The following is a 20258-nucleotide window of genomic DNA, read 5'->3' on the forward strand; positions in this document are numbered from 1 at the left end:
GGTCTCATCCAATCGGACAGGATTGCTTTTGTGTTGCGTGTTCTTTTACTTTGCAAAAGGCTTCGTGAAGCAAGCAGCGCCGGCAAAAGTCTTTACGGGGCGCTCAACTGTCCACAAGCCAATTCTTACATATTTTCAAAGCCAAAGTTTGCTCACTCTGACCTGTTTAAAAGGGGCTGAGAAGCATCAAAACAGCTGTATAACTTGTTGTGTAGCAGGCTTTTTCCACATACGTAAGTTGTTGGTTTTCAATAACTTAAGATGTGGGTTCGATGCTTGCTTCGGCTATAAAAGTCTTTGCGAGACTGTCTAAAAAGACTGTAGGTAGCGCAGACTTTAGTCTGTAGCTATTTGACTATCAATTATTTAATTACTTTTTGGACAACCTCTTTTTAGTTTTGATGCGCTTGGCAAAGCGGAAGCATTCAACAATTTTACAGATATGTTAACCCAGACGCAAGAAGAAGTACTGCCTGTAATGGAGGCATTTTATACAATACAAGGTGAAGGACACTGGCAAGGGCATGCTGCTTATTTTATTCGCTTGGGGGGCTGCGATGTTGGCTGCGTGTGGTGCGATGTAAAGGAATCATGGGATGTGAATGCGCATCCGAAATTTGCTGTTGCTGATATTGTGGCGCAGGCAATGGATTATCCGGCGCGCATGGCAGTTATTACAGGCGGGGAGCCGCTGATGCACAATTTGGATGGATTGACGGCTGCATTGAGGGCTGCAGGTTTCCGCACCCACATAGAAACTTCCGGTGCGCATCCTTTTTCCGGAACATGGGATTGGGTATGCTTTTCTCCTAAAAAGTTCATGGCACCCAAGCCCGATATTTATGCGCGTGCCAACGAGTTGAAAGTAATTATCTACAACAAAAGCGATTTTGCATTTGCCGAAAAGTTTGCCGCCGTAGTGCCTACAGATTGTCGCTTGCTCTTGCAACCCGAGTGGGATAAGTCAGCGCAAATGATGCCTCTGATCGTAGATTACGTAAAAGCCCATCCAAAGTGGCAAGTTTCTCTGCAAACGCATAAGTTCATGGCCATACCTTAGCCTGTCCACTGTACCATCAGCCAGCCTGCCAAGATGCCAGCCAGCACAATTACAGGTGCAGATAGACGAGTGAATTGCAGCAACAAAAGTGTTGCAGCGGCTACCCCAATATTGACCAGTGTTTGCGGCATAGGCTCCCATAGCAGAAATACTGCGGCGATTACCAATCCTGCGCTTGCAGCGTTGATGCCTTCGAGTGATGCTTTGACCGGACGATACTTTTTGAGTTGCTCCCAAAACGGATAGGCGAAAAATATAAACAAGGCGCCGGGCAGATTGATGCCTAATGTTGCCATCAGGCTGCCAAGTACCATGCCGCCAATACTCTCCTGCCGCATCGTGAGTGCGCCTATATATCCTGCAAACGAAAAGACAGGACCGGGTACTACCTGAAGCAATGCATAGCCCGAAAGAAATTCGGCAGAGGACAGATAGCGTTTGAACTCTACAAACTCATTGTACAGCACAGGTACAAGCACCTGCCCTCCGCCAAAAACTAATGCGCCGTTGCGGTAAAAATTTTCTAACAAGCGGATCGGCAGGGAGCGCGTAATTCCGCCCAGCGCTGCTATGCTCACAAAAAGAACAGCAAATAGTATGAGGTATTTCCATTTGACTGTAATTGCTGTTTTTTCTTCGCGGACAAATTCTCTGTATTTGACTGAGGTAGCAAGCCCCGAAAGGACAATCAATACAGGGAGCAGGAAGGGCGTTCGCAGAAAATAAGCTGCTACAGCTGCCACCAGTGTAATCAGAATCGCCTCGCGGGTTTGTACCAATTTGCGTACAATGACAAATCCTGCATGTGCCACCAGCCCAATAGCGATCGGCTGCATAAACTGTGTGTAGGCCCAGAGGTTGATATTTTTCTGTTCTTCCTGCCAGAAAACCAGCGTCAGCGCAAAGGATGTAACGATCAAAAATGCAGGAAAAATCCATACGAGCAGGCAAAGCAGTGCAAACAGCGCACCGCCTTTTTTGTAGGCGATGGCTGTGAGCATTTGCGTTGAAGACGGGCCGGGCAGCAACTGACAGAGTGCGTTGATTTCCATTAGCTCGCTCTCAGTCAAGTACCGACGTTTTTCTACAAGCACCTTCAGGAATAATGCCATGTGCGCCTGAGGGCCGCCAAAAGCGCTCAGGGTCAGCAAGGCTACATCACGCAAAAAAAGTAGGTCTCTTCTGCTCAAATCAGAATAGAAAAAAGTTCGGGACGTTCGTTCAAATGCTCGAAACTAATATTGCGCTCTTCCATCCGCTTGACAAGGGCTTCATAGTCTGAGGGATGATTAAATTCGATGCCTAACAAGGCAGGCGCTCGTTCGCGGTTATTCTTTTTGGTATATTCAAAGTGTACAATATTGTCGCCCGGGCCTAAAACATTAACAACAAACTCGCGGAGTGCGCCCGAACGTTGTGGAAAACTGATGATGAAATAGTGTTTCAGTCCTTCAAAAAGCAGCGAGCGCTCTTTGATCTCCTCCATGCGGGTAATATCGTTGTTGCTGCCACTGACGATGCACACCACATTTTTGCCTTTGATGGCTTCCCTGTGATAGTCGAGCGCTGCAATGGTCAGTGCGCCGGCAGGTTCTACTACAATCGCATCTTCGTTGTAGAGTTGCAAAATGGTCGAACAGACTTTTCCTTCGGGAACAAGTGTGATTTGCGAAACTACTTCTTTACATATTTCGAAGGTGATGTCGCCAACGCGCTGTACAGCCGCGCCGTCCACAAACTTGTCTATTTTGTCTAAAGATACTACCTCTCCGCGTTCAAGTGATACTTTCATACCCGGAGCGCCAAGTGGCTCAACGCCAATAATTTGCGTAGTTGGACTTAATTGTTTGAAATAGCTGCCTACGCCGGCAATCAGTCCGCCTCCCCCGATGGGTACAAAGAGCATATCTATGTCTGTAGCCGCATCTTCGAGTATTTCAACGCCTACCGTCCCCTGTCCTGCGATTACTTTTTCGTCGTTGAATGGATGGATGAAGACGCTGTTATGTTCTTCGCAATATTTGACAGCTTCTTTGTAGGCATCGTCGAAGGTATCGCCTGTCAGAACGATCTCGACGTACTCTCTGCCAAAAAATTTAACTTGTTTGACTTTTTGCAAAGGGGTAGGGGTAGGCATAAAAATCGTACCCTTAATTTTCAGTAGCTTACACGAAAAGGCAACTCCTTGTGCATGATTGCCTGCACTGGCACAAACCACTCCTCTGTCCAATTCTTCGCGGCTGAGGCTGCTGATCTTATTGTAAGCACCTCGTAGCTTGTAGGAGCGGACAACCTGCAAATCTTCCCGTTTGAGCCAGATGTTTGCTTGGTATTTTTCTGACAGGTTGGCATTGTATTGTAAAGGCGTTTGCAGCACCACCTGCCGAAGTAACTTGTCGGCATTCATAATGCGGGAGGCGGGCAACAGCGCCGATGATTTCGCGATTCCGTTTAGACTACTCATGCTTATTAATGGCTCTTGCAAAGGTACGAGCATTGTTGTCCAAATATACAAAACCTTTGGCAGCAATTCTGAATGTGCAGCGACTTTTGCCGGCGCAGCAAAAATTAGCGAATCTCATGTAAATTTGCCCAATGACTCATTGCAAGTTATTTTTCATTGGTATACTAATAGGGTTGGCGGGCTGCAATGGAATGCAGGATAGTACAGAGCAGCCGATTGCACAGGTGTACGATGCCTACCTAATGCCTTCCGATTTGAGAGCAGTTATTTCGGATGCTGCAACCCCCGAAGACAGCGCGCGTATAGCTAAAAGTTACGTAGAAACATGGGCGAAAACCCAGCTACTTTACTATGAAGCAGCTACAGGGGCAAAGTTGGATATGGATGAGATTGAGCGCCGCGTTATGGAATTTAAATACCAACTAATTACGCACGCATTTGTGCAGCAATACATTAGCCAGCATCTGGATACGGTTGTTACAGACGAGCAGATACGCGCTTACTACGAAGCTAACAAAGCTAACTTTGAATTGAAGCAGAATATCGTCAAAGGCATGGTGATCAGAATTAACGAGCGTACACCTGAAAAGGCAAAGGCCTATGCATTGCTCAAGAGCCGTAATCCCGACGATTGGTACGAATTGCGCGCCTATGCCTACAGTTTTACCGAAGCGCCCATCGTTAGCGACACTACATGGATTCCATTTGCAGAACTTATCCGAAACACGCCTCTGCGCAATACCATTAAAAACGAGGTACAGTTTCTGGCTACACAAAGCTATGCTACCGCAGTAGGCGAAGATGACGAGGATATGTATATGTTGAAAATTTTTGACTACAAAATAGCCGATCAGACTTCGCCCATAGAATTTGTGCAAGAGCAAATCCGCGATATTTTGCTTAATCAGCGAAAAATGTCATTGCAACACCAATTGGAGGTATCTTTGTTAGATAAAGCCCGAAAAAGTAACAAATACAAAATGATGGCTCGCTGAGGCAATTTTCTGATACAAACATTCATCTTTCTTTAATAACAGCGTGTGCTATGATGCGCAAACAATTGATAGTATTACTGGCAACATTTGCCCTCTCATTGCCGCTTTTTCCTCAATCAGAAGGCATTGTTATTGACAAAATAATTGTCAAAGTTAATGATTATATCATTCTGAAATCTGAATTGGAATTGGCATATCGCCAAGCGATGGAAAACGGACAACAACTGCCGCCTAATGCACGATGTGAGATCCTTCAGCAGTTGTTAATTAACAAAATGCTTGTCGCAAAAGCAGAGATTGACTCTGTGATAGTTAGCGACATAGAAGTATCCAACAACTTAGAACGCCGCATGGCATATTTCGAGCAGCAGTTCGGCAGCACGCAGAAGATAGAACAGGCCTACAATAAAAGTATTGCACAACTCAAGGAGGAACTGCGCCCGACAATTCAGGAAAATATGATTGTCAGCAAGATGCAGAATGAAATCACTAAAGACATTGAAGTTACGCCTCGACAGGTAAAGCGATATTTTAACAGCATTCCTAAGGATAGTTTGCCTTATATACCTTCTGAGGTTGAGATAGGTGTGATTGTGCGCTTTCCGGTGGTAAGCAAGTCCGAAAAAGACAAGGTCAAAGCAAAACTGCAAGACTTTAAGCGGCAGATTCTTTCGGGGAAGGCCAGATTTGAGGATCTGGCTCGAACGTATTCTGAAGACTTAGGTTCGGCTTCCCGAGGCGGCGATCTGGGTTTTCACGGGCGCGGCGAACTTGTACCACCCTATGAGGCAGCGGCAATGAGCTTAGAGCCCGGTGAAATATCAGAGCCTGTCGAGTCTGAGTTCGGTATCCACTTGATTCAGCTCATCGAGCGGAGGGGCAACCGCTACAACTCCCGCCACATCCTGCTGCGTCCCGAACCAACCGAACAAGACATGAAAGATGCAGAACGCTTCTTAGATAGTCTGCGCACAATTATTGTCAGCGGCAAACAGCCTTTTGAGAAGGTTGCTCTCGCAAACTCTGATGACAAATCTACTAAAGCATCAGGCGGCATTTTGCAAAATCCCGAAAATAAGAGTACGCATCTTTCCAAAGAAGAATTAGAATATTCCATATTTATGACCATTGACACCATGCAAGTAGGTAGCATTACACGTCCGCTTCGTTTCCGTACAGACGATGGCAAAAACGCGGTGCGGATTCTCTACTTCAAGAGTCGCATTCCAGCGCACCAACTGAACTTAGAGATGGACTACCAAAAAATACATGCAGCAGCCTTACAAGAGGAGCGCAACAAAGCGCTGATAAAGTGGTTCAATCGGACTAAAAATCAGTTGTTCATTGACATAGACCCCGAGTACGATCGCTGTAAACTTCTGGAAGGGTTCTGATTCTTGCTTAAATTGCCTATCTTTCACAACCAATAAATTATTGACACCACCCAAAATACGAACTGATGTCGGATATTAAATTTATGTCGGATGTAGCTGCTGCTGAGGCGCTTCATCAGACTTTTGACCAACTCAATAAAGAAATCACAAAAGTTATCATTGGTCAGGATGAGGTAATTCGCCTACTGGTAACTGCTATTTTCTGTCAAGGGCACTGCCTGCTGGTAGGTGTACCGGGGCTTGCTAAAACCCTGCTTATCCAAACACTGGCCAAAGCCTTAGACCTTAAGTTTAATCGCATTCAGTTTACACCCGATTTGATGCCATCCGATATTTTGGGGGCTGAAACCTTAGATAAAGACCGCAACTTCCGCTTTATTCGGGGGCCTATTTTTGCCAATGTAATTCTTGCAGACGAGATTAACCGCACACCACCCAAAACACAGGCAGCACTGTTGGAATCTATGCAAGAGTATGCAGTAACTGTTGCAGGACAGTCTCACGCGTTAGATCGTCCGTTCTTTGTACTGGCTACCCAGAATCCGATTGAGCAAGAAGGAACTTACCCGCTGCCCGAAGCGCAGTTAGACCGTTTTATGTTCAATATTTGGTTGGATTATCCAACTTATCATGCTGAATTAGAAATCGTTAAGAGTACTACTTCCAACAAAGTAAACGAGATTTCTGCTGTGCTCCACGCCAAAGAGATCATTGCTTTCCAGCAGCTAGTGCGTAGAGTGCCTGTTGCCGATAACGTAGTCGAATACGCTGTCAAATTAGTTCATAAGACACGTCCCGGCAAAGAAATGGCTTCTCCGACGGCCAACGACTACCTTGAATGGGGGGCAGGGCCTCGTGCTTCGCAAAATCTGATCCTCGCTGCTAAGTGCAATGCCTTGCTTAACGGTAAGTACTCGCCTGATATAGAAGACATTCAGGCTGTCGCTATTCCTGTACTGCGCCACCGTATCGTAAGAAACTTCAAAGCAGAGGCAGAGGGTATTACGGTAGAAAATATCATCAAACGTCTGATGTAGTCATGTAAATTTTATGTTCCCCAAACCAAACAAACATATTGACTTAACATTATGCCTAACAGAACACTGATCAGTCCTGAAGATTTTGCCCGTTCGCTAAATCTGGACAAGTTGCAATTGCAGCTACTGGCTAAACCCCTGATGCGACTTCTCAAGTTAGACAAGATCAACGAAGTCTATAATGAGGCTGCTCGCTTCGATGGAGTAGGTTTTATAGACCGCGGTTTAGAGATGTTTCAGGCAAAATATGAGATTGTAGAAGGTGAGGAGGCGCATATTCCCCGAACAGGCCCTTTCATAGTGGTTGCTAACCACCCCTACGGCGGCATTGACGGAATGATCCTGATTTCTATTTTTAATAAAATCCGCCCCGATTTCCGCCTGATGGCCAACTACCTACTCAATGCTTTTGAGCCGATTCAGGAATATTTTATTCCTGTCAATCCTTTTGACAGCGCAAAAAACAAGCAGATCAATATATCGGGTGTGAAAACAGTGTTAGAGCACCTCAAACAGAATAAACCTGTTGGTATATTTCCGGCCGGTGAGGTTTCTGCCTATCAGCCGGACAGCAAAAAAATAACCGACAAACAATGGCATCCGCTGGTTGGTAAAATTATCCAAAAAGCAAAAGTAGATGTTGTTCCTGTTTATTTTTCAGGGCACAATAGTGTGTTTTTCAATCTATTGGGTATTATCCATCCCAACTTGAGAACAGCTCGCCTGCCCTCCGAAATGCTCAACAAGACAGAGAATAAAATTCAGGTGCGCATCGGCAAGGCAATTCCTTACAGCGAACTGAGCACTTTTGAAGATAGCGATCAGATGTTGCGCTACCTGCGGGCGCGCACCTATGCGCTTGGATCTTCGCTTAAGTTGAAGCCCTTTTTTCGCAATCCGTTTAAGCGCACTGTAGAACCCGAGCCGATTGTACCGCCTGTACCTACGGAACTTCTGGAAGCAGATATTGCGCAAATTCGCAAAACTGATTTACTGACTTCGCATGGTAATTATGAGGTCTTTTTCTCCGAAGCTACGGCTATTCCTAACGTATTGCGCGAAATAGGCCGCCTGCGCGAAATTACCTTCCGCGAAGAAGGCGAAGGCACCAACCATAGCATAGACATAGATGAGTACGACGTATACTACTATCATCTCTTCATCTGGGACAACGAGGCTAAGCGCATCGTTGGTGCATATCGCATGGGCAAAGGCAGAGATCTGTATGCTAAATTCAAGATCAAGGGATTCTATTTGAGTACGTTATTCAAGATTGACAAGCGATTTGCCTTTGTGCTCAAAAAATCAATTGAGATGGGGCGTTCCTTCATAGTGAAAGATTATCAGCGCAAGCACGTATCGCTGATGCTGCTTTGGAAAGGAGTACTGATTATCCTGCGTAAATTTCCTGAATACCGCTACCTGATCGGGCCTGTAAGCATTAGCAATACTTTTTCACACTTAGCAAAAGAACTTGTTGTGCAGGTAATCAAAAGTAATTACTTCGATTATGAACTTGCTAAATATGTCAAGCCGCGCCGTAAATTTGAACCGCAACTGAAAGATGGATCAGATGTACTTCTCTTACCTAAGTTTCAGGATATCAAAGGGTTAGATCTTTTAATTTCTGCGATTGAATCTTCGCACAACAAATTACCGGTATTGCTGAAGAAGTACATCTTGCAGCTAAATGCCAAGATTATTGGTTTTAATGTAGATCCAAACTTCAACAACGCCCTTGATGGTTTTATTGTAGTAGATTTTGAGAAAGTACCCGAAGAGGTACTTAAAATGATCGGTAAAGAGGTGGCAGTCAATGGCTGATGCAGTTTATGCAAATCGGCTGCGCGTAAGAGTAGGAGGCCTCTGCATAGAAAACGATCACCTGCTAATGCTCAGGCTGCGCAACTTTGGTAGGGCCGGGTATTTTTGGCTACCTCCCGGCGGAGGTGTCAAATTTGGTGAGTCCTTAGAGGATGCACTCCGGCGCGAGTTTTTAGAAGAAACAGGCTTGGAAATTGCCGTCGGCGATCTGATTTGCACCAATCAGGTATTGCGGATGCCTTTTCATGCAGTAGAGTTTTTTTTTCATGTCAATGTGGTAGGTGGGCAATTGCAACTGGGAGCTGATCCCGAACTCCCGCCGGATCGGCAAATGATTGACCGTCTTGCATGGCTTACTTGGCAAGAAATTAGCCAATTACCTAAAGAGGCATGTCATAATATTTTGCATAATTGCCGAAACATGTCCGATATCAAGCAGTTGAAAGGCTTGCACAGTTTGAAAGACTCAAATACGTGAGCTAGGATAAATTACCAACAATGTACATGCACGAATTAGTAGAAATCCGCAGTTTGCTGGGCAATCACCTCGATATGGACAGCCGCGAACTGCAACCACTCGAGGCAGCAACAGACGAAGAGATTTTGCTGGGTAGGCTGGCTGAGTTTATCCGTTACTTGCTCGATAATGACCGGCAGCGACTTTTTGCTGCTGCGTATCGCATAGATATCAGCGAGCCGATGCTGCGGCAAGCTCTCTATTCGGGTACTTCGGATACAGTAGCGCTCAACATAGCAGCACTGATTATCCAACGCGAAAAGCAAAAGATCGAAACCCGCAGACGCTATCGTCAGGATAGCAGTTTGCTACCTGATTAGCCAATTACTTGTTGAAATATTTTCCAAATCCTTCGTTCAAAAGGCGGAGGTGCTGTAAAAGTAATAGGCATTTTTTGGATTGGATGCTCGAAGCTGATACTGTAGGCATGTAAACAAATCGTTCCGGGGCTGTCTTGCACTTTAGATCCGTATTTAGCATCGCCCCAGATAGGGCAACCCATAGCCGCAAGTTGAACCCGTATCTGATGCCCGCGTCCGGTGAGCGGCTTTACTTCAATCAGTGACTTATCTCCAATCACAGCAGCCAGTCGGTAGTCTAACTCGGCGCGATCGCTGTTCTTAACCTCCTGTACATGTGCGCGGCTGATGTTTGTCTTGGGGTTTTTAGTCAGCCAATGCACTAGCTTACCACTGTCTGTTTCGGGTTTGCGGCTGCTAATGGCAAGGTATGTTTTCTGCACTTGCCTGCTGCGAAAAATTTCATTCATTCGCGCCAGCGCTTTTGAAGTTTTGGCAAGTATCATCACACCACTGACCGGACGGTCTAATCTATGCACTAATCCACAGAAAATATTGCCCGGTTTGTTGTACTTTTTACGGAAATATTCTTTTGCATAATCCGTAATGGCAAGATCACCGGTCAGGTCTCCCTGCGAAGGAATACCGCTCTGTTTATTGACAACTAATAAATGGTTGTCTTCATAAATGATCGTGAAGGAGGACGATTTCATTGAGGGTAACTGTAAAAAAAGATAGCAAAAAAGTGGCAAATGCCTCCGCCAAGCACAAATAAGTGCCAGATAGCATGGTTAAACCGTAGGCGTTCCCACATGTAAAAAACAGTACCTGCTGAAAACAGTAGCCCGCCAGCTACAATCAGGATTAGTCCGTTAAGCGGTATGGCTTCATACATAGGTTTGGCAGCAATTACAACCAACCAACCCATGCCCAGATAAATGATCGTGGAAAGCATTTTAAACCTTCCAGTGAAAAATATTTTGAAAATAATCCCAAAAAATGCGATACTCCAAACCAACCAAAGCAGTAAATCACCCCACCAGCGATCGAGAGTAATCATTGCAAACGGCGTGTAAGTACCTGCAATCATCAGATAAATGCCAATATGATCTATAACCTGTAAACGTTTTTTGACAGATTCATGTTTAAAGCTGTGGTAAAGTGTAGATGCGAGAAACAGAAAAAAGATGCCGCCACCGTAGATCATAAAACTCAGCAGCAGGCGCTGATTCTGGAACGCAAGTGCCTTATCAATCAAGAGCCAGCTGCCTATCAGGCTTAACAACGCACCTAACCCGTGCGTCAGCGCATTTGCCAGTTCCTCGTTTTGCTCATTGAGATATTTTTTCATATCAAACTACCAATTTCTGAACAAACATACGCACGAAAATTATTAAATGCGTATGATTTTGCATCCAAAATGCTTAGTTTTACGTACATACTAATACAACTGATTAAACTTCCGTGCTTATGAAGAAACTTAAGATTGCTTTAACAATTACATGCCTCGTAGGTAGCGGCCATTGGCTGATGGCGCAAGAGCATGATGATGTGTATTTCACTCCGAAAGACAGAAAACAAACCAATGCTACAGCTGCAATTTTGATGCAGCCAAGTGTTTTGGGTAGCCCTGCTCAGGCATTTTCTAACGATCCTGTGCAATCAAAATTTGCCAACCCTGAGTTTAGGGAGCAAACAGGTAATAATATATCCATTTTGCCTTATTTCCGCAAAGATTATAATCAAAATAACACTATGGCAGGTGCTTTCCGCAATTGGAATGCGCCGGGCGCAGGTGGTTTCTGGAACAACATGTCCTTTGGTACATCTGCCTTCTGGGGAATGTCGCCATTTATGGCAAACCGCATAGGTATGGGCTTAGGCTGGGGCATGAATCCAATGATGATAGGCTGGGCAGATCCGTGGATGATGAATCGCATGATGATGGGTTGGGCATATCCGTGGATGATGAACCGCATGATGATGTGGGATCCTTTCTGGGGCGGTGGCATGATGGGTATGGGTATGATGAACCCAATGATGATGGGTTGGGCAGATCCGTGGATGATGAATCGCATGATGATGTGGGATCCTTTCTGGGGCGGTGGTATGCTGTGGAATCCTTTCTTCCGTCCGGGAGTATTGGTAGCTGCCGCCAACGACATACGATACGGAGCGCGTACTGATCGCAGCAGTGTTTACACACCTGTACGCGCACGTGCCGACGAATTCCGTAGTGGCAGAACAGAAGAAAACACAGTGCGCAGCAGCCGCTATGGCAACTTTGATAACTCAAGTGCGGGCCGTAGCGCATATGTAACAAATGAATATAATTCAGGACGTTCTTCAGGCTATGCAGGTCGCAGCGAGTGGGCAACCGGTCGTTCCTCAGGCTATGAAGCCCGCCAGTCCGGTTACAGCAGTGGTAGCGATGCTTTTCGCAACTCCAATATGGGAACGATGAACAGTGGAAGAAGCAGTAGCTACGGGGGTGGTAGCTTTGGTGGCGGCAGAAGTTCTGGTGGTGGCTATGGCGGTGCCGGAGTACGCGGCGGACGCGGCAATTAATTGGGTGATTGTGCGCCAGACTTCTTCATAAAACGGTCTTAATAAAAGAAGCTGTCCAGAAAGGTTACATGTAGCACAGTCTGTAGCCGTCTGACTATCAAGTATTTCAACGATCACAGACTAAAGTCTATGTTACTTTTTGGACAGCATCTTATTTTTTTGCTAGTATCTTTACAACAGTGCCTATTTGCTGATCCTGAAAAGTTCCATGTAAAACACTGCCTTTGATTTGAAACGAAACTTTACCATCGGTATCGAATAGCGTCCGGTAGGTAACAGTAGCGTTGCCATCGGTATCTACATAGCCTGAACCGTAAGCATATACAAAAGATTCACCTAACAAGTGGTAATACTCTGTCAGAGTGATTTGGTTGCTGTTCTGTTCTATGAGGTAATAAGCGCCGCTGTTATTATCATCCATCCATTGGCCTGCTAGGTTTGGTATGTTGTTATGGTCAGTGTAAATATCTTGTAAAGCATTTTCTGTCGTAGTTTTTTGTTTCAATCTTCTTTCGCGTTTGCGTAGGTCATTTACTGCTTCGGATTCGTCGCCTCCGTGTTGCGACAATAGCTTTTTCGCTTGTTCTGCCTTGTAGCTTTCGTATGCTAATCGCTGTTTTTCAAGTTCCAGTTTTTTCTTTTCCACTTCGATTGCTGCTACTTGTTTTTCAAGCTCGGCTTTACCTTTTTCGCTCTCACTTTGCTGGTGGCGGTTGAAATAAACAACAACCGCGATCACGGCGGCAATAATGCCTACGATCTTGTATTTTCCGATAATTGAGTCGATGCCTTCCATAGTTGATATGAATTTTGAGGTAAAAAAATCATAATGCCAAGCCGGGAGTACGACTTTTTCTAAGTTAAAAATTCTTTTGGGAAAAAATTGAATTGCGGAGGCTTGTAATGAAAAAGAATCCCCAAATTTGCAATAACTATATGTTGAGTATATGCAAAATGAAGGGCTGCATCTCATATTAGAGCATCGCCAGATCAAACAGAAAATCAGGAGAATTGCTTTTGAAATTTGCGAACGCAATTTTGAAGAACACGAAATTATTGTGGCAGGTATTGCACCGCAGGGCTACCTTTTTGCTGAACTATTGCTCAACGAACTCAAACAAATTCTGCCGATTACATGGAAGCTCGTGAAGTTGAATATAGACAAACAACAGCCTGCCAATAGCCCCGTAACGCTGGATGTACCAACCGAACAGCTACACGGTAAAACCATTATTCTCGCAGATGATGTACTCTATACGGGCAGGACGTTTTGTTTTGCCATTCGCTCTATTCTGGATGTGCATCCCAAGCGCCTGCAAACAGCGGTAATCGTGGATAGAGGGCATCAGGAATTTCCAATTGCCGCAGATTATATAGGCTATTCGCTCTCAACTACTGTCCGTCAGCACGTAGATGTGCATTTGGACGATCCACAGCAATTAGCTGTTTATTTGAGATAGATGCGCTTACATCCGCTCAGGAGCCTGAATGCCAATCAGTTGCAGGGCTGATTTCAGGACTTTTGCAGTCTGTGCCGAGAGTGCTACGCGCAGGCTTTTCAATACTGCATCGGGTTCGTTGAAAATAGACAGTTCTGCGTAGAAGCGGCTGTAAGTTTTTGCCAACTCATAAGCATAAGCAGCAATCAGCGAAGGGGCGTAATCATTCGCCGCATCTGCAATGCGCTTCGGATAGGCTGCCAGCGTCTGAATCAGTTCTACTTCCTGAGGTGCAAGCGCTGTTGGAGTGGCAAAAGCTGCCGGCGAAGCATCAATCTCAGAAGCCTGTGCACGGCGCAGAATAGCTGCTATTTTGGCGTGTGTGTACTGGATATAAACGCCGGTATCACCTTGAAAATCAATAGATTCTTCCGGGTTGAAGAGCATTTTCTTCTTCGGATCTACGCGCAGCAGGTAATATTTCAGCGCGCCCATTGCCAGCGCATGATAGAGCGCTTCGGCTTCGGCACTTTCAAAATCATCAATTTTGCCCAATTCTTTGGTGCGTTCGCGGGCAATTTTCACCATTTCATCTATCAGGTCGTCGGCATCTACTACCGTACCTTCGCGACTCTTCATCTTGCCGCTGGGCAGTTCTACCATGCCATAAGACAGGTGATACACGCCGTCGGCATAACTTCTGCCAAGTTTTTGCAGAATAAGTTTCAGTACCTTGAAGTGGTAATCCTGCTCATTACCAACTACATACACCGATTTTTGCATCGGAAAATCGGCATATTTCATGTCTGCCGTGCCAAGGTCTTGTGTGATGTACACAGAAGTACCGTCGGAACGCAGCAGCAGTTTCTGGTCTAAGCCGTCGCTTGTCAAATCTACCCAAACAGAGCCATCTTCTTTCTTGAAAAACAGTCCCTTAGCTAATCCTTCTTCTACTACAGCTTTGCCGAGCAGGTAGGTATTGCTTTCGTAATAGGTTTTGTCAAAGTCAACGCCCATTTTTTGGTAAGTAGCCTCAAATCCTTCGTACACCCAGCCGTTCATGGTTTGCCAAAGTTGTACGATTTCAGGATTACCTTCTTCCCATTGGCGAAGCATTTCCTGTGCTTCCAGCAGCAGCGGGGAGTTTTTGGCAGCGCGTTCGGCTAATTTTTCAGGGTCTTCATTAGGATAAGCCACCTTATACTCCTCTAACAGCTGAGCGGTCGCTTTTTTATTTTCGCGGTCAAAAATTACGTAGTAATGCCCTACCAAATGGTCGCCTTTCATGCCGCAAGTCTGCGGTGTTTCGCCCTTGCCAAACTTCTGGTAAGCCAGCATAGACTTGCAGATATGAATGCCTCTGTCATTGACCAGATTGACTTTCATTACCTCATATCCGTTGGCTTTCAGGATATTGGCAACCGCGTAACCCAAGAAGATATTGCGCATATGCCCCAGATGCAGCGGCTTATTTGTATTGGGCGATGAGTATTCCACCATTACCTTCTGCCCGTTGCCTGCAAACTGTCCGTAGTGGTAGGCATTGGCAATTTGGGTCAGCGTTTCAAGCCAAACCGCCTGCGCAAGTGAGACGTTCAGAAAGCCTTTGACTACGTTGAACTTAGCCACCTGCGGATTGTGCTGCACGAGGTATTCGCCGATTGTTTGCGCCAGCGCTTCGGGCTTTATTTGTACTTTTTTCAGAAATGGAAAGATAACCAACGTAATATCGCCCTCAAATTCTCTGCGAGTAGTCTGAAAAGTAATTTCATTGTCCAACAGTTGGATGCTAAATTTTTCCTCAAAACACTTGCGAATGGTCGGAATAAGCGGTTGGGCAATGTTCATGGTTATATCTGAATTTATGCGGCTGCAAAATTAGCGGAAAGCCAACTGAAATACATCAGAAAGCGATTATCTTAGCTATCATTTCATGGAATCCCAATGATGCGCATTTTCTACTTCTTATTTTTTGTCGTGTCGTTACTCGGCAGTTGCGGCAAAAAACAGCCTGCTGATTTGATATTACACAACGCTCAGTGCTACCTGCCCGACAGTACGTTTGCAGAAGCTGTTGCTATCGGCAATGGCCAAATTCTGGCAGTTGGCAAGAGCGCTGATATACTGGGACGATATGAATCTGCACAAGTGCTTGATTTACAGGGTAAATTAGTGCTGCCCGGCTTGCACGACGCACACGTTCATCCGATTGGTGGCGCAAAAGAAGAGATCCAGTGCCGACTAAGCGGGCTGAATACGGTCGCAAAGGTGCGCCAAGCCATCGCCGATTATGTAAAGATGCATCCCGATGATGAATGGATACTCGGCAGGGGCTGGGAGTTGCATGTATTCCCACCTAACGGCAACCCTTCGCGAGCGATGTTGGATAGCCTGATTCCCGACCGACCAGCTTATTTTAGTTCTTGGGATGGACATTCGGCATGGGTAAACAGCAAAGCGTTGGCGCTGGCAGGCATTACAGCAGCCACACCTGACCCGCCGCAGGGACGCATTGAAAAAGACAGCAAAGGGCAGCCTTCGGGTACACTCCGCGAAGAGGCAATGGGATTGGTGAGTAAATTACTGCCCCAAGATACCCACGAACAGCGCGTTGCTTTGCTCAAAACTGCCATGCAAAAAATGCACGAGTTGGGTATTACAAGTTTTACGGATGCCTCTGCGCCTGTTTCCTATCTGAAAGCCTACGAGGAACTGCACCGCAAAGGCGAGTTAAAATCGCGTGTAATTACTTCATTATCAGTTGGTTTGAATGGGATAGTGTCTGTTGTTTCTTTGGACAGTCTGCGCCGCACCTACACGAAAGATGAGTGGCTGCGGGCTACCTGTGTCAAAATTTTTACCGATGGTGTTCCCGAAGCGCACACGGCAGCGCTATTAGCACCCTACGACGACCGCCCCAACGATACGGGCATTCTTAACTACAACCCCGACGAGTTACGCCGCTACTGCCGTCAGTTAGACAGTGCGGGCTTCCAGATTCACTTCCACGCGCTGGGCGATAAGGCAGTGCGCGTTTCGCTGGATGCTCTGGAAGGCAGCAATCCGGCGCTGCGACATAATATTTCGCACTTGCAGGTGATTGATTCCGCCGACCGTGCGCGTTTTGCCCGCCAGCAGGTCATCGCCAATTTTCAACCTTTTTGGGCAAAAGGCGACTTGCTGAATATCAATCTGATTTCCAGAATTTTAGGACCGAAACGCGCCCGCAGCCAATATCCAATGGCGAGCATTTGGCGCACCGGGGCAAGCATGGCAGCAGGCAGCGATTGGCCTGTTTCTACGGTCAATCCTTTTGAGGCGATTCAGGTAGCGGTAACTCGTATGCAAATTGATGTACCTGATGACATCTCATGGATTCCTGAAGAACGCCTCACTTTGCATCAGATTATTTATGCTTATACTCAAGGTGGAGCTTATCTGATGCATCAGGACAAAATCACAGGCAGCATTACAGCAGGTAAAGCAGCCGATTTGATTGTTCTTGACCAAAATATTTTCAAAATACCTGCCGCCAATATTCACAAAACCAAGGTGATGCTGACGCTGGTAGGTGGGGAAATCATACTCAACAAAGGAATTTAGTCGTGTTACAAACCTAATTACACAGTTTCGATGCCTAAAATGCGTAAAAAGTCCGACTTGCCTGAGAAGGTCTGCCTGACTTGTGGTCGTCCCTTTAGTTGGCGGAAAAAATGGGAAAAGTGCTGGGACGAAGTGAAATATTGCAGCGATAGATGCCGATCGGAAAAAAAGCGGACAGCATCCTGAAAATCAAAAGTATTTGCCTATGCAAATAGGCATATTTTGAAAATTTAATTTAATCCCTATTTTTGCGAAACAACCTTTTGTTTCAGCAATTATCATGGATCAATTCTCGTACATAGCCAATGCTGATGTGTCTGTCATTGAAGCATTGTATCAGTCCTACAAAGCAGACCGCAATGCGGTGGATGCTACCTGGCAACAGTTTTTTGATGGTTTTGAGTTTTCGCTGCGCTATGCCAATGCGTCAGTCTTGCCCGAAACAAGTACAAACGGCAACGGTACGGCTGCTATATCGGTTACAGGGGACAGCAATACCGATAAGGAATTGCGCGTTCGCAACCTGATTCAGGCCTACCGTCAGCGCGGGCATCTCAAGTCGAAGACCAACCCTGTGCGTCCGCGTCGCGATCGTCGTGCATTGCTCGATTTGCAGGACTTCAAACTCAGCGCTGCCGATCTGGATACAAAATTTATGGCGGGTCGTGCACTGGGCTTAGGCAGTCAGGCTACGCTGCGAGAGATTATCGCCCGCTTAGAGAAAATCTACCTCGGGCCAATTGGTTTTGAATTTACCTACATTCGCGAACCTGAGGTTTACGATTGGCTGAAGCAAAAAATTGAACAAGACTACCCACGTTATTCACCAACTATTGAGCAAAAGAAGCGCATACTCGTCAAACTGAACGAGGCAGTAGTTTTTGAAAACTTTCTGCATACCAAATTTTTGGGACAAAAGCGCTTTTCATTGGAAGGCGGTGAATCTACTATTCCTGCACTGGATGCTATCATAAGCAAAGCCTCAGAATTGGGAGTAGGGGAGGTAGTGATAGGAATGGCGCACCGCGGTCGCCTGAACGTATTGACTAATATTATCGGCAAGACCTATGAGCAGGTATTCACTGAATTTGAGGGTAGAGTACCCGAAGACATGATGAATACTATGGGCGACGGCGACGTAAAGTATCATCTCGGCTATAGCAGCGAGATTACTACGCAGTCAGGAAATAAAATCCGCCTACAGTTGACTCCTAATCCTTCGCATTTGGAAGCAGTCAATCCTGTGGTGGAAGGCTTCTCCCGTGCGTTGATAGATCAGTACGGGAAAGATACCAGCAAGGTGTTGCCTATTCTGATCCATGGCGATGCAGCAATTGCCGGACAGGGGATCGTATTTGAGGTAGCGCAGATGTCGCAATTGGCCGGCTATCACGTAGGCGGGACTATCCACTTTGTCATCAACAATCAGGTAGGTTTTACTACAGATTTTGAAGATGCCAGATCCAGCATCTATTGTACCGATATTGCCAAGATGATTGATTGCCCGGTCTTCCACGTCAATGGAGATGATCCTGAAGCAGTTATTTTTGTTGTTGAGCTGGCAACTGAGTTTCGTCAGCGTTTCAAGCGCGATGTGTTTGTAGATATGGTTTGCTACCGTCGCCACGGACACAACGAATCCGACGAGCCAAAGTTTACGCAGCCTACCCTGTACAATATCATTAGCAAGCACCCCAATCCCCGCGAGATATACAACCAAACGTTGATTGAGCGCGGTTTTGTAGATGCATCGCTGGCTGATGCAATGGATAAAGAGTTTCGCGAATTGTTGCAGGCGCGCCTCAACGAGGTGAAGCAGCAGCCGCTGAGCTATACCATGCGCAAGTTTGAGCGCGAGTGGGCGGCCATGCGCCCTTCTACTGCCGAAGACTTCCTGCAGTCGCCGACTACTGCTATTTCCGAAGAAGTGATCAATAGTATCGGTAAAGCGCTAATAACTATTCCTGAGGGCTTTAAGCCGCTCAAACAGATTGAAAAGTTGCTGAAAGATCGCCAGAAGATGTTTTTTGAGGACAAAGAACTCAACTGGGCAAGTGCCGAGTTGCTGGCATATGGATCGCTGTTGTTGGAAAATAAACCTGTCCGTATTTCGGGTCAGGATGTGAAGCGGGGTACATTCTCTCACCGTCATGCCGTGCTATACGATGCGGTAAGCAGCGAGCCATATTCCTCGCTAAATCATCTGGCAGAAGATCAGGCTGCATTTCAGATCTACAACTCGTTGCTTTCCGAATATGGGGTACTAGGCTTTGAATTTGGTTATGCGATGTGCAATCCGAATGCGCTTGTAGTCTGGGAAGCACAGTTCGGCGATTTTGCCAACGGAGCGCAGGTAATGATTGATCAGTTTATCAGCAGTACAGAAACCAAGTGGGCGCGTCAAAGCGGCGTGGTATTGTTACTGCCGCATGGTTACGAAGGGCAGGGCCCAGAGCATTCCAGCGCACGCCCAGAGCGCTTCCTGCAACTGAGCGCTGAATACAACATGATCGTTGCCAACGTTACTACGCCTGCCAATATTTTCCACTTGCTGCGTCGCCAGTTGGCTTGGCCCTTCCGCAAACCTTTAGTAGTCATGTCGCCCAAGTCGCTGCTGCGCCACCCGCGTGTAGTTTCTAAAATCGAGGAGTTTACTTCAGGAGGCTTTAAAGAAGTTTTTGGTGATGATTACGCTAAGCCAGACAGCAAAGTTAAAAAAGTAGTACTCTGCACAGGTAAATTTTATTACGATTTGCTCGACTATCAGCTTGAACACAAGCGTAAGGATGTTGCTCTGATTCGCGTAGAGCAGTTGCATCCGTTCCCCGCTGCACAGGTAGATGAAATATTGAAAAAATACAAAACCGCAAAACTCTACTGGGCGCAGGAAGAGCCTGAAAATATGGGCTATTGGGCTTATTTGCTACGTACTTACTTTAGGTACGACCATCAGCCGGAACTGATCGCCCGTCGTCCGGCGGCATCCCCTGCAACAGGCTACTACAAAGTACACAACGCTGAGCAGGAAAATCTGGTAAAACGCGTCTTTGAATAATCA

Annotated in this window: 19 protein-coding genes; 13 read left to right on the top strand and 6 right to left on the bottom strand. The window is 46.1% G+C overall.

Features of this window, described 5'->3' with window-relative positions; translation table 11 throughout:
* Together ACWIP2_RS13710 and ACWIP2_RS13715 are read left to right on the top strand one after the other, a co-directional pair.
* Window positions 1-180: hypothetical protein (locus tag ACWIP2_RS13710; protein WP_448520512.1), on the top strand; the 180-nt coding region annotated here is incomplete at its 5' end.
* Window positions 181-442: 262 nt separating this feature from the next.
* Window positions 443-1060 carry a 7-carboxy-7-deazaguanine synthase QueE gene (locus ACWIP2_RS13715; protein WP_448520513.1) on the top strand — a complete coding sequence of 206 codons (618 nt, stop codon included), beginning with the start codon at window positions 443-445 and terminating at the stop codon, window positions 1058-1060.
* Here ACWIP2_RS13715 and chrA read toward each other — a convergent pair.
* Window positions 1057-2250: a chromate efflux transporter gene (gene chrA, locus ACWIP2_RS13720; RefSeq protein ID WP_448520514.1), complete on the bottom strand. Its 1194-nt coding sequence runs from the start codon at window positions 2248-2250 to the stop codon at window positions 1057-1059. The genes ACWIP2_RS13715 and chrA overlap by 4 nt on opposite strands.
* Window positions 2247-3524: a threonine ammonia-lyase IlvA gene (gene ilvA / locus ACWIP2_RS13725; protein WP_448520515.1), complete on the bottom strand. Its 1278-nt coding sequence runs from the start codon at window positions 3522-3524 to the stop codon at window positions 2247-2249. Before ilvA ends, chrA begins: the two co-directional genes overlap by 4 nt.
* A 191-nt stretch (window positions 3525-3715) precedes the next feature.
* Here ilvA and ACWIP2_RS13730 point away from each other — a divergent pair, with 191 nt between their 5' ends.
* From ACWIP2_RS13730 to ACWIP2_RS13755, 6 genes are all read left to right on the top strand, one after another.
* Window positions 3716-4519, top strand: a complete 804-nt coding sequence (locus ACWIP2_RS13730; RefSeq protein ID WP_448520516.1) for a peptidyl-prolyl cis-trans isomerase — start codon at window positions 3716-3718, stop codon at window positions 4517-4519.
* Between the two features lie 50 nt (window positions 4520-4569).
* Window positions 4570-5913, top strand: a complete 1344-nt coding sequence (locus ACWIP2_RS13735) for a peptidylprolyl isomerase (protein WP_448520517.1) — start codon at window positions 4570-4572, stop codon at window positions 5911-5913.
* 74 nt (window positions 5914-5987) lie between these two features.
* Window positions 5988-6950, top strand: a complete 963-nt coding sequence (locus ACWIP2_RS13740) for an AAA family ATPase (RefSeq protein WP_448520577.1) — start codon at window positions 5988-5990, stop codon at window positions 6948-6950.
* 51 nt (window positions 6951-7001) lie between these two features.
* Window positions 7002-8774 (top strand): lysophospholipid acyltransferase family protein, encoded by a 1773-nt coding sequence (locus ACWIP2_RS13745; RefSeq protein ID WP_448520518.1) that lies wholly within the window; start codon window positions 7002-7004, stop codon window positions 8772-8774.
* On the top strand, window positions 8767-9252 hold the full coding sequence (locus tag ACWIP2_RS13750) for an NUDIX domain-containing protein (RefSeq protein WP_448520519.1): 486 nt from the start codon (window positions 8767-8769) through the stop codon (window positions 9250-9252). The genes ACWIP2_RS13745 and ACWIP2_RS13750 overlap by 8 nt, the downstream gene beginning before the upstream one ends.
* Window positions 9253-9278: 26 nt before the next feature.
* Window positions 9279-9611 carry a hypothetical protein gene (locus ACWIP2_RS13755; protein WP_448520520.1) on the top strand — a complete coding sequence of 111 codons (333 nt, stop codon included), beginning with the start codon at window positions 9279-9281 and terminating at the stop codon, window positions 9609-9611.
* On the opposite strand, the gene ACWIP2_RS13760 is transcribed toward ACWIP2_RS13755, so the two are convergent.
* Complete coding sequence (locus ACWIP2_RS13760) at window positions 9608-10303, bottom strand: RluA family pseudouridine synthase (protein ID WP_448520521.1); 696 nt, start codon at window positions 10301-10303, stop codon at window positions 9608-9610. The genes ACWIP2_RS13755 and ACWIP2_RS13760 overlap by 4 nt on opposite strands.
* On the bottom strand, window positions 10300-10941 hold the full coding sequence (gene trhA / locus ACWIP2_RS13765) for a PAQR family membrane homeostasis protein TrhA (RefSeq protein ID WP_448520522.1): 642 nt from the start codon (window positions 10939-10941) through the stop codon (window positions 10300-10302). Before trhA ends, ACWIP2_RS13760 begins: the two co-directional genes overlap by 4 nt.
* Before the next feature lie 119 nt (window positions 10942-11060).
* On the opposite strand from trhA, the gene ACWIP2_RS13770 reads away from it, so the two are divergent.
* Complete coding sequence (locus tag ACWIP2_RS13770) at window positions 11061-12158, top strand: hypothetical protein (protein WP_448520523.1); 1098 nt, start codon at window positions 11061-11063, stop codon at window positions 12156-12158.
* Between the two features lie 151 nt (window positions 12159-12309).
* On the opposite strand, the gene ACWIP2_RS13775 is transcribed toward ACWIP2_RS13770, so the two are convergent.
* Window positions 12310-12954 carry a hypothetical protein gene (locus ACWIP2_RS13775; RefSeq protein WP_448520524.1) on the bottom strand — a complete coding sequence of 215 codons (645 nt, stop codon included), beginning with the start codon at window positions 12952-12954 and terminating at the stop codon, window positions 12310-12312.
* Window positions 12955-13105: 151 nt separating this feature from the next.
* Here ACWIP2_RS13775 and ACWIP2_RS13780 point away from each other — a divergent pair, with 151 nt between their 5' ends.
* A complete protein-coding gene (locus ACWIP2_RS13780; RefSeq protein WP_448520525.1) occupies window positions 13106-13618 on the top strand; it encodes a phosphoribosyltransferase family protein in 513 nt (170 codons plus the stop codon).
* 6 nt (window positions 13619-13624) lie between these two features.
* Here ACWIP2_RS13780 and argS read toward each other — a convergent pair whose 3' ends face one another.
* Window positions 13625-15445, bottom strand: coding sequence for an arginine--tRNA ligase (gene argS / locus ACWIP2_RS13785; protein ID WP_448520526.1), 1821 nt, complete (start codon window positions 15443-15445; stop codon window positions 13625-13627).
* Between the two features lie 96 nt (window positions 15446-15541).
* Between argS and ACWIP2_RS13790 the strand changes: the two genes are divergently transcribed.
* The 3 genes from ACWIP2_RS13790 to ACWIP2_RS13800 all read left to right on the top strand — a co-directional run bounded on the left by ACWIP2_RS13790 (window position 15542) and on the right by ACWIP2_RS13800 (window position 20255).
* A complete protein-coding gene (locus tag ACWIP2_RS13790; protein WP_448520527.1) occupies window positions 15542-17200 on the top strand; it encodes an amidohydrolase in 1659 nt (552 codons plus the stop codon).
* A gap of 39 nt (window positions 17201-17239) precedes the next feature.
* The gene (locus ACWIP2_RS13795; RefSeq protein ID WP_448520528.1) at window positions 17240-17386 is read left to right on the top strand and encodes a DUF2256 domain-containing protein; all 147 of its coding nucleotides are present in this window, start codon (window positions 17240-17242) and stop codon (window positions 17384-17386) included.
* A 94-nt stretch (window positions 17387-17480) separates the two neighbouring features.
* Window positions 17481-20255 carry a 2-oxoglutarate dehydrogenase E1 component gene (locus ACWIP2_RS13800; protein ID WP_448520529.1) on the top strand — a complete coding sequence of 925 codons (2775 nt, stop codon included), beginning with the start codon at window positions 17481-17483 and terminating at the stop codon, window positions 20253-20255.
* The last annotated feature ends 3 nt before the right edge of the window (window positions 20256-20258 follow it).

The sequence above is a fragment of the Rhodoflexus sp. genome, assembly GCF_053489755.1.